Source organism: Enterococcus sp. DIV1208, from assembly GCF_050530455.1.
GTDB lineage: Bacteria > Bacillota > Bacilli > Lactobacillales > Enterococcaceae > Enterococcus_B > Enterococcus_B hirae.
Map to the genome: position 1 here is coordinate 2,347,957 of NZ_CP172887.1, position 12,044 is coordinate 2,360,000.

A 12,044-nucleotide genomic window follows, 5' to 3' on the forward strand; every position below is an offset into this window, starting at 1 on the left:
CAACCGAAACAAAAATGTTTCGGTTGCTTTTGATTAAATGAAGTCATTATTTCTTCGTTTTATCTGGAAATTGAGCTTCAACACGATAGATTCTTTGACCTCTTGAAGAAAATTTTTCTTCGTATTCAGTCATGATATTTCCTTCATATTTACTTTGATGTAAATCTAACCATACTTGTTTGATGATCATGCCGTATTGAGAAAAACTAGCTAATGAATATTCAAATAGTCCTTGGTTATCTGTTTTAAAATGGATTTCTCCTTTAGGGCGTAGAATTTGTTCATCCACCGCTAAAAATGTATGATACGTTAACCGGCGTTTTTCATGTCTTTTTTTAGGCCACGGATCAGAAAAGTTCAAATAGATTTGATCAATCTCACTATCTGCAAAATATTCCGTCAACGCTGAACCATCAACATGCAATAGTTTTAAATTTGGTAATGGTTGTTCAATTAATTTATCTAAAGCAATTGATACAACGCTGACTTGCATTTCTACCCCGATATAATTGATTTCAGGATGAGCCTTAGCCATTCCTGTGATAAACTGACCTTTTCCCATACCAATTTCAATATGGATCGGCTGCTCATTGCCAAATAGTTCGTTCCACTTACCTCTCCACTTGGTTGGTTCACTTATTACTAGATCTGGATGCGCTGCTAGCATTTCAGCAGCACCTGGGCGATTACGTACACGCATGAAAACTCCATTCCTTTCTTTCCTAAAAAAATAAAGATCAGACAAGTGATGTTCTACTCTTCTGATCTTAACTCTGAATAAATAATCGACAATAAATGCTTTATTCGTACACCGTACTCATTCTTTTTGACTCTTTGCTCAACCACTAAAAATTCTTTTCAACTGTAAGATCTCTTCATTCATTCGTCGATGATCTTCACGCTGACAATATCGGGTAATCTCTTGTAAAAGATTCATCGCAGCATACCAATGTAATTTTTCTAATATCTCATCCGTTGGGCGAATCCCATAAGTAACGAGCCATTGATTCCAATTAGATAATGGAACATAATTCCCTAAAATCGTGGCAATATCCACCGCTGGATCAGCAAACATAATTGAATCCCAATCAACTAGATACAAATAATTTTTGCACACTAACCAGTTCCGATGATTGACATCTCCGTGTACAACTGCAAAGTTCTCTTTATCCATCTGTGGAATTTGTTGACGCAAAAACTGGTGAACGATTTGTAAAAATCGATTCTTTCTGAGTGTCTCAGGTAACTCCAGTTCATATTGCTGCAACATTTTTTCTGGTGTCATCACTCTACCACCGATCCGAGTCAACATCGTTTTAAGTGAAGCAGAATGATGCAAATGATACAAGACATCAATAACATCATTTCGCTGGCCGATCTCGGTCGGAGTTAATAAACGTCCTTCTAGCCATTCCTGTGCTGTTAAGGTATCGCCATTTCCTGTCCGTTTCGTCCATACCAGTTTTGGTGTAATTCCTTCTCGGGATAGTGCAGCAAGCATTGGAGTCGTATTGCGTTTAATAAAGACCTTATCTTCATCGCGCATGCCTATGTATGTTTTTCCCGTATCACCTTTGATTGGGCGTAAACGCCATTCTTGGTCTAACTGAAACTCCATCATGCATTCTCCCGTCCTCTAAACTCTATGATTTGCAGTACTTATTATTCTAGTCGCCTAAGCCCCGAACGTCAAGCACATATACGTTCTTTTTTCCTGTATTCCTCTCTAAAAAACCATCTTTTATCAAAAAAACGAGAGAAAAAGCAAATCTGCCTTATTCTCTCGTTTTTTCACCTCTTTTATTCGTTCATTTTCTTGATCCGAGTCGGTGTATAGATTTTAATAAACAAGCCGATGACAATCAAATAACTGATAATCGGTATGAGTTTGTCTAGACCATTTAATACGATCGCACCAATCAATCCAAAAAGACTAGCGGCAATCAGCAAAAGATTTAACAATAACTTTTGCAGCGCAACCTCTTTTTGCTTTTCCGTGATTGGATAAAGTTGGACAAGTGTCATGTAACGAAATTGATTGTATAAAGGAATCACTTGGAATCCGATCAAATAGATAAAAAGCGCCCCAATAGCAGTTATAAAATAAACATCTTCAATACCCGCAATCAAGATACTTCCAATCAACACTAAGCGTAAGAAAAGACCACTGAAATCAGAACCTCTAATAAATCTTCTGACATAAAGATAATAATAAGTATTATCTTTCGTTTTCTTCGTATGTTGAAGCAACGGGTCTAAATACCTTCTTCTTTTGACTTTAGAAGTGATTTCCGGCACGTCAGTAAAAAGATTGATGAATTGATAGATTTGATGTAAACGTTGCTCTTCTTTTTGTATCATTTTTTCCCAATCCAACCGATACGTCATATTTTTCCATAAAAACCAAAAGTAAATATTTAATTGAATCAACATAGCTAACAATCCAAGCCAGAGCCATCCATAGACCGTAAGCAACAAGATCAGCAATGTCGAAAGATACCAAGAAGCTTTCCATACCATCAATTTTTTCTCTTCAATTCGGAAAAGCTCCACTCGTTTGATTTGTAGTTGACTACTCTTCAATCCCCAGAGAATCAGTAAATAAACGAAATAAAAAGAAAAAGGCTTCCCGGTTGTCACAACCACGAGGGGCATTGAAAAGCCACAAGCTAGTCCTAAGAACAGAGAAGGAAATAGACTGGAATAAAGAAAAGCTCGTTGGAGATACTGATGCATCTCCTTTTCTTTCGGTAGTAGAAAAACCAGATCGGCCGCTTGCGTGAAAGTGGCAAATTTACCAAAAAACAAACAAATAAACCAAAAGATCGTAAGGATAATCCCACCCATTTGAAAAGGAGTCGTTAACGTTTTTAACCAGTTTGAATAGTAAAAGCCGACTCCGCCAAATAGAAATAAGCAAACCAATACAAAATGATCATTTAGTACATAACGCAAATACTTCATCATTTTTTTCTGGTGTTTTGCTAATCGCAATTGAAAGAAATTATTCATGATCCTGCTCCTTTGTCAAGGAGATATAAATTTCATCCAGTGAAGAATCAGGTAGTCGGAATTCCTCCTGTAAGTCTTTTAAGGTTCCATCTGCACGTATTTCTCCATTGTGCAGAACTACAAAACGATCACAATATTTTTCTGCCGTAGCTAAAATATGCGTAGACATCAAGATCCCTGAACCTTCATTTTTCATTTCTACCATTAGTTCTAAAAGAGCATTGATTGCTAATGGATCTAATCCTAAAAAAGGCTCATCAATAATGTACAAAGAAGGCTCGATCAAGAAAGCACACAAGATCATCACCTTTTGTTTCATCCCTTTTGAAAAATTGGCTGGCAACCATTCCAAGCGATTCTCCAAACGAAACGTATGTAACAATTTCTCAGCTCGTTGCATCGCTATATCGATTGGAATATCATAGGCCATCGCAGTCACTTCGATATGTTCTCTTAAAGTTAGTTCTTCATATAAAGAAGGCGTTTCAGGTATAAAACCGATTTGTTTTCGGTATTCTTCAGTATTCTTTTTCAAACTCAGATCATTAATCGTGATAGATCCTTTTTTTTGTTCTAAGAGGCCAATGATATGTTTGATCGTTGTACTTTTTCCAGCGCCATTTAAACCGATCAATCCTACCATTTCGCCAGGCTGTACACTAAAACTAATATCTTTTAAAACAGGTAGATGTCCATAGCCACCTGTTACATGTTCCACAATTAGACTCATAATTTTTCCTCCGTCGTTCGATTGTTTTTATTATACCATGAAGAAAACGAAGTCAATTTATTTTTTTTCATACAAATCTTTGAACATATGGTAAAGTTAACATAAATAATATTTTTGATGGAAAGGATGTTTCCTATGGAAAACTGTATCTTTTGTAAAATTATTAAGCAAGAAATCCCTAGTTATAAAATCTACGAAGACGAAAAAGTCTATGCATTTTTAGATATATCCCAAGCTACAAAAGGACACACACTAGTTATTCCAAAACAACACGTTTCTGATATTTTTGAATATGACGAAGTACTAGCAGCTGATGTCTTTTCACGTATCCCTAAAATCGCTCGTTCAATTGAAGAAGCTTTTCCTGAGATGCAAGGACTGAATATCTTGAATAATAACCGTGAATTGGCTTATCAATCTGTATTTCATTCACATGTCCATTTGGTCCCTCGCTATAGTAAAGAAGATGATTTTTCGATCCACTTTGGTAACCATCAGTCAGAATATAGTGCGGAAGAATTGCAACAAATTCAACATACCATTGTAAAGCAGGTGAAGAACATTGATTAAAAACTTTTTAAAAGGAATCGTTTTTGGAACGACCGTTGGAGCTATATCTGGATTGTTATTTGCTCCTAGAAGCGGGAACGAAACCAGAAAAAAATTGATCGCTGAACTAGACGAAGCAACGGAATTAACAAATGATTTAAATAACAGTCTTAATAATTTCAAACAAGCATTAGTTGACACAAAAGAAACAGCTAATACTTTGATCCCCGCTTTTCAAGAATCAATGAAAAAAGATATTGAAAATTTTAAATTTCAAGCAGAACCAAGAATTGCACAAATCCAAGAACAAGTTGAAAAATTAACAAATGATTTGCCACAAGACATGCAATAATGCGGAATTTTATAACACTTTTGATTTTAATTTTATTGTTTTTTTAATTTTTAGTTAGGAATGTGATCAAAATTTGAATTTTATTTGAAACTATCACGAGAACGTTTTTATTAATAAATAGATATGGTATAGTTATTATTGTAAGAATAATAATAAATCACAGGAGAGCAATTTTAATGAAAAAGAAAAAAATAATTTTAGCTGCAACTAGTGCGCTAGCTGTATTAGCATTAGCTGCTTGTTCAGGTAGTACAAATAAAGACATCGCCACAATGAAAGGCGGAACTATCACGGTTGAAGATTTTTATAATGAAGCAAAACATACGCAAAACAACCAACAATTAGTTCAAAATATGATTATTTACAAAGCCTTTGAAAATAAATATGGCGATAAAGTAACGGATAAAGATGTCAATGCTGAATACAAAAAGAATGAAGAAACTTACGGTGACACCTTTAAATCACAATTAGAAGCAGCTGGTTATACAGAAGACTCATATAAACAAGCACTTAGAAGCAGTTTAGTATTAAAAGCTGGTATAAGTGCTAACGTCAAAGTGACAGAAAAAGATTTAAAAGAAGCTTGGAAAACTTTCCATCCAGAAGTTGAAGCACAAATCATTAAAGTAAGCAGTGAAGATGAAGCAAAAGAAGTGAAAAAATCAGCAGATGATGGAACTGATTTTGCGAAATTGGCAAAAGAAAAATCAACCGATGAAGCAACTAAAAAAGATGGCGGAAAAATCAAATTTGATTCTCAAACGACAGATGTTCCAACTGAAGTGAAAGAAGCAGCCTTCAAATTAAAAGACGGTCAAGTATCTGACGTTATCTCAGCGACAAATACAACTTCATACTCAACAGATTATTATGTTGTAAAAATGGTCAAAAACCAAAATAAAGGCGATGACATGAATAAATACAAGAAACAATTAGAATCAATCGCCCGAGATACAAAAGAAAGTGATCAAGACCTACAAAAAGAAATTATCGCTAAAGTATTAAAAGAAGAAAATGTAAAAGTCACAGATGATGCCTTTAAAAATGTATTAACGCCATTTACTATGGAAACAGCTAATACCAATACATCTGAGTCTAAAACAAAATCAACAAAATCTTCTGAATCTAAAACAACTGAATCAACAAAAACTTCTGAATCATCAACAACTGAATCATCAAGCAAATAAGATGAAAAAAACAGACCTATCCTGGTCTGTTTTTTTGTTGACGCTATAATTTCTAAGAAGGATCGTAATTTCCACCTTATTTTTTATAAAAGATAAGCATAGATTAAAACACCAAAGTAAATGATTGACTTTGATGTTTTTTCGCTACCTATTCACTTTGACAAAGAGCTGTTTTTTAGTAACTGATTCTGGTCATCAGTGTAACGATCGTTGCAAACATAGCAAAAATACAAATAAAGACGCCCGTAGTCGTTAAAGTAATCAAAGCAATCTTGGATTTGTTTCTCAATTTATAAGCCATATACAACAAACATACTGAGAAGAAAATTCCCAATACCCAGAAAAATAGCGGATCTCTTTGAACGCCAAGAGATTGGATATAATGATTCATTAACTATTTTCCCCCTATTAGTAAAACGGTTTCTCATCTGACTACAATCTTACACTATTGTAGATTTTTATCAATAACAAAATAAATTTTCCAATAATAAAGACACGTAGGCTCACAAGTAGTTCGTGTTAGGCTACGTGCCTTTAGTTATCTATAGTTCTTTGGGAACATAGAAACTACGATTTTCCATTCCAAAAATCCGTTCAGTGTATTTTCCAGGTTCTGTTTGACGAATCGACGTCAACATCATTTGCATTGAAGCATCGAGATTATCGATCTGGTGTAAGATTTCTGCTTCCATGATACGTGGTCGAACCGGCGATCCGTATTCTAATAAGCCGTGATGTGCTAAGACCATATGTCTTAATACCAAAACATCTTCATCTGCTTCATTTATTTTCAATGCGATACATGCTCTCGTGATCTCTTCATCTACTAGTACCAAATGCCCCACTAGATTACCCGCTAAAGTATATTCCGTACTCATCGGTCCAGATAATTCAATCACTTTTCCGAGATCGTGTAAAATGATTCCTGCGTATAACAACGATCGATTCAATTCTGGATATTCATCAGCAATCGCTTTACCTAAATGCAACATAGTCAATGTGTGGTAAGCTAATCCACTCGCAAAAGCATGATGATTCCGTTTTGCTGCGGGAAATTCAAAAAATTGCTTTTGATATTTATTTAGTAAATGACGGACAATCCGATTCCAATGAGCATTTGTTATATCAAATAATAATTGATTGATTTCTTCTTCCATTTCTTCTTTTTTCAAAGGAGCCCTTTCCATATAAAAACTAGGATCACTTGGCTCTTCAAGTTTAGTCAATCGCATATGCAAAATCTTTACTTGTGGGTTTCCTTGATAGATTTCCCGCTTCCCACTTAAGAAAACAACTGTCCCAGCAGTAAACTTGTTGATTTCTTCTTCAGAAGCATCCCAATATTTGCCATCAATCGTTCCAGACGTATCTTGAAAAGTAAATGCAATAAATTTTTTTCCGTTTTTCGCAACTCTGACATCAGCATTTTTAATTAAAACAAACAATTCAAATTGTTCATCGACAACTAATTCACGAATTTTTTTCATTCTTTATACATCCTTTAATATATTCACAGATTGTTGAAGCTCCTGATAATAGCTTACCATTTCTTGGTCAGAAGAAAAACAAATAACTTGATAATTTTGACCGAAATCAGCTAACAATTTAGCTAATTGATATTTTCTTTGATGGTCATAATGCAACCAACCGTCATCTATGATGATTGGACAGATCGAACGTTTTGATTCTAACGATAGGTAGGCAAAACGCATGGCCATAATTAGTTGATCTTTCGTTCCTGTAGATAATTCATAAATGGGAAAATCAGTTACACCGTCTGTTAGTGTCAAAGTATCATTTCTCAATAAAATCTCTTGGTAATGATTTTGTGTTAAGACTCCTAAATAGTGACCAGCAGCTTTTAACAATTGTGGTAATTGACGTTCACTCATTTCTGTAGACAGATCCCCTAAAAAAGTCCCAGCGACCATTAGACCGCCCCAATGTTCCATCAGTTGTTGCAGTTGTGCTCTCAATAAACTTTCTTCTTGGTACATCTCATCCAACGTACCATCTTTTTGTAATTCCTCGATTTGGATCTTTAACCGCTGACGTTGTTCGATCAATTGTTTTTCTTCAAACTGATACTGCCGTTGTTTCTCTTGATTATGATACAGTTCAGTACTTAATTGCTCCCGTGTCCGTTTTTTTGGAAAAAGTGGTGCGAGAATCTCATCCAACTCTTTTAGTCGTTGAAGTTGTGTTTTTGTTTGTTGCGCTTTTTGCAAATAAGCAGCTACTTCGGATGGATAAGCAAGTCCGACCTGTTCCATCTGTCCGCTATAGTGTTCGATCAAACTTTTTTGTTTCTTTTTCAATTGGTTGATTTCTTGTTTCAATAGTGTATTTTGTTGATAACTTCTAGCGAATTTCAATTGTTCCATTTCTTGGATGAAGTTCGTTAAAAGCACCATTTTTTCAGCGATTCCTTTATCTTGTAACGGTAACCATTCCTTAATCAATTCAAACTGACGATCAATCTGTATCAACTTTTGTTGAATCTCATTTGCTCGTTCTTGTTTCTTGATCAAGCGGCTATACAAGTCTTGATAATCGGATACTTCATGCCCATATTCCTTCATCGCTTCTAAGGTATTCATCGTTCCTAAGTGATGGACCTTTGTAAAATCGAAGGCTTTTTGTTGGATTTTTTGTTGTTCAATCACTAGCTTGTTTTTACTTTGATTAATCTCTTCGATTTGGGCTAACGTATTGTCTAATTGTCCTAGTTTTTCTTGCCACTTACCTTTGATTTCTGATAAATCACTTTTCTGACCATTCAGTGATTTCCTTTCATAAAATGAATACCCCAATGTACCTAAGGCTAATAAAAAGACTCCTAGTTTCCAAGGCATTGGTAGGAAGATCCCCACTACAAAAAAGAATCCGCCGATAATAGCAAACGGTGTTTTGTTCTTTGAACGAACTTCTGAAGGTGCCGACTGTAATAATTCTGGATGTGTGGCTTCTAATTGGTTGATCTCCGCTTCAATCGTCCGCTGCTGCTCTAAGACGATTTCTGATCTGATTGATAATTGATTGACTTGTTCTTTCAACAAACGATTTTCAGAAAACAGTTGCTGCCATTCTTCGGTATGCAAAAATTCTTGTGGCTCTTGTGTCCGTTGCCATTGCCAGCTTTGTTCTAAAATTTTTAATTCTGAATCAATTTCTCGTTCTTCCACTTGGAGTCTTTGCCATTCATTCAGCCAATGTTCGATTTGTGTTTGCTGTTGTTGCAATTCTTTTAGTACTTGCTCTTGTTCCAAATAGAAATAATATCGTGCCGACTGTTGATCCATTCCGCTATGTTTTTCTAAAGTAGCTTCGAGCTCATCTAGGCGTTCCGTCATCTGCTGATAGCGTTTAGTGAATTCCTCTAAGTCTAAAAGCAACTGTTCTTCAGGAACTTGTGGTAAGATATTGGCTTTAAGTGTTTGCCACTCTTCGTATAAAGAATAATTCAGCTCTTGCTGCTTGATCTGAGAAATTTTTTCGTTTATCTCTTGGAGTTTTTTTTGTAGCTCTCTTTGATCTTGACTGTAGGCTTGTTCTTGTCGAACGAGTTCACCGAAAAAAGATTCCTGCTCTTGTTTTTGATGGACTCTTTCTTGAAGGTTCTTCCACTCATTCAATTTCTGATTGATAAGCAGTTTCTGCCCTTTTTTCTTAAAAAGCTGTTGGGCTTGCTGATAATATTCTTGTCTTTTTTGAAAAACATACGAACTACCCGTAATCCCTAATGAGATCAGTGCATCATGTAATTCTTTTTCTCGTAGATGATCTAGTTCAGTTAACTGTTCTTGTTGAAAAGTAAAAACCTGCTGAAATAAATCCTTTGTTAGTGGAGATAGTAATTTCTCTAATAATTCATCACTTCCCTGTTGCTCATTAAAAAGGACTTTAGATTTCCCACGATTTTGCTGTTTGTAACGTTCAACTAGTATTTCTCCATGAACTGGATGTTCTAACCAAATTTTCCCACCATAGGCAGCCCCATCTTTCGGCGTATAGTCTTTTTTCTTCTTTCCTTTTGAAGGGAAGCCAAATAATACAGCCTGAATAAATTGGTAAATCGTTGACTTGCCTGCTTCATTTTCACCGTAGATCAATTGATTTCCAGAAATAAAATCAAATGTTTTTTGTCTCCACTTACCAAATGCAGCTATTTCGATTCGAAGGATTCTCATATACTTTCCTCCTCAAACACAAAATCTTGCTCCAGTATTGCCTTGGCTTTAGTCAAGGTACCTTCCTGATATTCAGGTAAATCATTCATCAAGCGAACCGCATCAGGATGACTGTACATCTCACCTAAAATCTGATGGAAATCTTCACTTACCCGATAAGTTTCAAAGAGTTGGTCAACTAATGTCTGTGAGACCTTCAACGATACTCGATTCATTCTTTCATCTTCCTTAATAGATATACGCCAAATAAGTAAATTTGTAGATAGGTTGGCTATTTTTTCCATTAAATACTCAAGTAATTCGCCAGAATAGATTCGATCAATCACTTCTTGGTTCAAGTGATGATACTCTGTTACCTTTAAATCTAACAACGTCAGTTTTGGATTTCCCATAGTTAACTGCTCTTGAATCACTTGTAACACGTCTTGCGTAGTCAGAGCAGTTTTTAAAGACACGGTCTTACTCTCCCAGTATACTTCTGCGACCTCTAGCGGAATCGTCTGGCATTCACTGGAGGTCAATTCAACCAATAAAACATTTCTAGCTGTCTGCTCTTTTTGGGTATGGCCTTGAGGTGCCCCTGGATAATTCATTGTTTCTTTTTCGTTTAAAGACATTGGCACATGGATATGTCCTAATGCCCAATAATCATAGCCTTTTTCCTGCATTTTAGACGGCTGAAAAGGTGCATAGTTTCCCCGCTGATTGCTCCCTATTTCGCCATGATACAGACCGATATGATAATCCACTGAGTGTCGTAAAGGAAATTCAGTAACTTTATCTCCCTGTATCCACTGGTGTAAATAACTAAACCCGCTGATGGCGACCTTTTCCCCTTTTTTAGATAAAAATGTCTTTGTTTCTACCTCTTCCGAAGTAAATAAATGGACATTTTCGGGAAAAGTAAACCAGTAGCGCTCTGATTGATAATAATCATGATTTCCAAATGTCAAATAGACAGCAATCTCTTTTTCATTCAATCGTTCGATTTGATCAAAAAAATGTTTTTGGATTTTTAATGAAGGACGATTTTGATGGAAGGTGTCTCCCGCAAGTAAAACAAAATCAACTTCATTTATTATAGCCTTGTCTACAATATTTGCTAAAACTTTTAAATTAACCTCTAATAATTTTTCCTGTACCGATTTATCTAAATTTACTAGTCCTTCAAAAGAGCGATCGATATGTAAATCAGCTGCATGGATGAATTTAACCATCGAGTGTCCTCCTTTTTACTCAAGATGAATTTATGCCTTATCCGGCTTTATTTGAATAATTTTTATAAAATAGGTACTGCTTTATAAAATTATATGCCCTTTTATCATACCATTTTCATTGCTTTTTTTCATCAAAAACCGAAAATTTGTTCGCATTCACTCGAATAGATTACTCCGACCAATTCTCCCCTTGCTTTATGCCTAACTTTTTTGTATTTTATGGTAAAAGTAGAAGCATGAGGATTATTTACTCCTTTTTCTCTAAAAGTATAGAAAAAGAAAATGGGGAATTAACACACTGTCTTTTGATATGTAGCGTAACTTGTATTTCCAGCTGTCTATCTTTAATCTGTTTGCAAATTTCAGTGCAATTTTTTTACTTGGCAGCCTCACTTCGTCAAACAACCTGTTAACTATATTTAATTTTGTCACCTTTTATCTTTTACTAAAAACCAGCTAAATAGGAGGAATGCCTCGCTTTTCTATCTTCATTGTTTTAATATACCTTTGTTTGTAAAAAAGCTAGGAACAATCCCAAATACGATTATTCCTAACTTTTTATTTTTTCTTAATTTAAGCAAACAAAAAAGCAGATGAACTAAATTCATCTGCTTTTCACCATTTGCGTGGCGACGTCCTACTCTCACAAGGGGCAACCCCTCACTACAATCGGCGCTAAGAAGCTTAACTTCTGTGTTCGGCATGGTTACAGGTGTATCCTTCTCGCTATCGCCACCACACTGTGGTGTTATCATTATTGAGTTTGCTTTTGCTCACTCAAAACTGGATTTGAAGTATTTCGTAAAC

General features: G+C 35.4%; 10 protein-coding genes, 1 rRNA gene and 1 pseudogene. 3 read left to right on the forward strand and 9 right to left on the reverse strand.

The genetic code is table 11. The annotated features are described in order from the left end of the window. Nucleotides 1-46: 46 nt before the first annotated feature. From trmB to IGK91_RS10840, 4 genes are all read right to left on the reverse strand, one after another. The gene (gene trmB, locus IGK91_RS10825; protein ID WP_010720901.1) at nt 47-700 is read right to left on the reverse strand and encodes a tRNA (guanosine(46)-N7)-methyltransferase TrmB; all 654 of its coding nucleotides are present in this window, start codon (nt 698-700) and stop codon (nt 47-49) included. 138 nt (nt 701-838) lie between these two features. After that, on the reverse strand, nt 839-1,621 hold the full coding sequence (locus IGK91_RS10830; protein WP_010720902.1) for a phosphotransferase family protein: 783 nt from the start codon (nt 1,619-1,621) through the stop codon (nt 839-841). Nucleotides 1,622-1,800: 179 nt separating this feature from the next. Then, the gene (locus IGK91_RS10835; protein ID WP_104325119.1) at nt 1,801-3,012 is read right to left on the reverse strand and encodes an ABC transporter permease; all 1,212 of its coding nucleotides are present in this window, start codon (nt 3,010-3,012) and stop codon (nt 1,801-1,803) included. Beyond that, nucleotides 3,005-3,742, reverse strand: coding sequence for an ABC transporter ATP-binding protein (locus IGK91_RS10840; RefSeq protein WP_010720904.1), 738 nt, complete (start codon nt 3,740-3,742; stop codon nt 3,005-3,007). The genes IGK91_RS10835 and IGK91_RS10840 overlap by 8 nt, the downstream gene beginning before the upstream one ends. 135 nt (nt 3,743-3,877) lie before the next feature. Between IGK91_RS10840 and IGK91_RS10845 the strand changes: the two genes are divergently transcribed. From IGK91_RS10845 to IGK91_RS10855, 3 genes are all read left to right on the forward strand, one after another. Beyond that, nucleotides 3,878-4,312 carry an HIT family protein gene (locus tag IGK91_RS10845; RefSeq protein ID WP_010720905.1) on the forward strand — a complete coding sequence of 145 codons (435 nt, stop codon included), beginning with the start codon at nt 3,878-3,880 and terminating at the stop codon, nt 4,310-4,312. Then, complete coding sequence (locus IGK91_RS10850) at nt 4,305-4,643, forward strand: YtxH domain-containing protein (protein WP_010720906.1); 339 nt, start codon at nt 4,305-4,307, stop codon at nt 4,641-4,643. Before IGK91_RS10845 ends, IGK91_RS10850 begins: the two co-directional genes overlap by 8 nt. Before the next feature lie 176 nt (nt 4,644-4,819). Beyond that, a complete protein-coding gene (locus IGK91_RS10855; RefSeq protein WP_010737066.1) occupies nt 4,820-5,830 on the forward strand; it encodes a peptidylprolyl isomerase in 1,011 nt (336 codons plus the stop codon). 175 nt (nt 5,831-6,005) lie between these two features. Here the strand turns inward: IGK91_RS10855 and IGK91_RS10860 are convergent, their stop codons facing one another. The 5 genes and pseudogenes from IGK91_RS10860 to rrf all read right to left on the reverse strand — a co-directional run bounded on the left by IGK91_RS10860 (nt 6,006) and on the right by rrf (nt 11,977). Then, entirely contained in the window at nt 6,006-6,221 is a 216-nt protein-coding gene (locus IGK91_RS10860; RefSeq protein WP_010720908.1) for a hypothetical protein, read from the reverse strand. A 151-nt stretch (nt 6,222-6,372) separates the two neighbouring features. Further along, nucleotides 6,373-7,317, reverse strand: a complete 945-nt coding sequence (locus tag IGK91_RS10865) for a 3'-5' exoribonuclease YhaM family protein (RefSeq protein WP_010737065.1) — start codon at nt 7,315-7,317, stop codon at nt 6,373-6,375. Further along, nucleotides 7,301-10,020: pseudogene (locus IGK91_RS10870) on the reverse strand (AAA family ATPase). The gene IGK91_RS10865 and the pseudogene IGK91_RS10870 overlap by 17 nt, the downstream one beginning before the upstream one ends. Beyond that, on the reverse strand, nt 10,017-11,237 hold the full coding sequence (locus IGK91_RS10875; RefSeq protein ID WP_010737063.1) for a metallophosphoesterase family protein: 1,221 nt from the start codon (nt 11,235-11,237) through the stop codon (nt 10,017-10,019). Before IGK91_RS10875 ends, IGK91_RS10870 begins: the two are co-directional and overlap by 4 nt. A 624-nt stretch (nt 11,238-11,861) precedes the next feature. Continuing rightward, nucleotides 11,862-11,977 (reverse strand): 5S ribosomal RNA (gene rrf, locus IGK91_RS10880). Nucleotides 11,978-12,044 lie beyond the last annotated feature (67 nt).

What these genes read in the sequence shown, in the direction of transcription:
- IGK91_RS10875 (WP_010737063.1), bottom strand. Translation starts at nt 11,237, where the DNA reads ATGGTTAAATTCATCCATGCAGCTGATTTACATATCGATCGCTCTTTT.
- IGK91_RS10855 (WP_010737066.1), top strand. Translation starts at nt 4,820, where the DNA reads ATGAAAAAGAAAAAAATAATTTTAGCTGCAACTAGTGCGCTAGCTGTA.
- IGK91_RS10845 (WP_010720905.1), top strand. Translation starts at nt 3,878, where the DNA reads ATGGAAAACTGTATCTTTTGTAAAATTATTAAGCAAGAAATCCCTAGT.
- trmB (WP_010720901.1), bottom strand. Translation starts at nt 700, where the DNA reads ATGCGTGTACGTAATCGCCCAGGTGCTGCTGAAATGCTAGCAGCGCAT.
- IGK91_RS10840 (WP_010720904.1), bottom strand. Translation starts at nt 3,742, where the DNA reads ATGAGTCTAATTGTGGAACATGTAACAGGTGGCTATGGACATCTACCT.
- IGK91_RS10860 (WP_010720908.1), bottom strand. Translation starts at nt 6,221, where the DNA reads ATGAATCATTATATCCAATCTCTTGGCGTTCAAAGAGATCCGCTATTT.
- IGK91_RS10830 (WP_010720902.1), bottom strand. Translation starts at nt 1,621, where the DNA reads ATGATGGAGTTTCAGTTAGACCAAGAATGGCGTTTACGCCCAATCAAA.
- IGK91_RS10865 (WP_010737065.1), bottom strand. Translation starts at nt 7,317, where the DNA reads ATGAAAAAAATTCGTGAATTAGTTGTCGATGAACAATTTGAATTGTTT.
- IGK91_RS10835 (WP_104325119.1), bottom strand. Translation starts at nt 3,012, where the DNA reads ATGAATAATTTCTTTCAATTGCGATTAGCAAAACACCAGAAAAAAATG.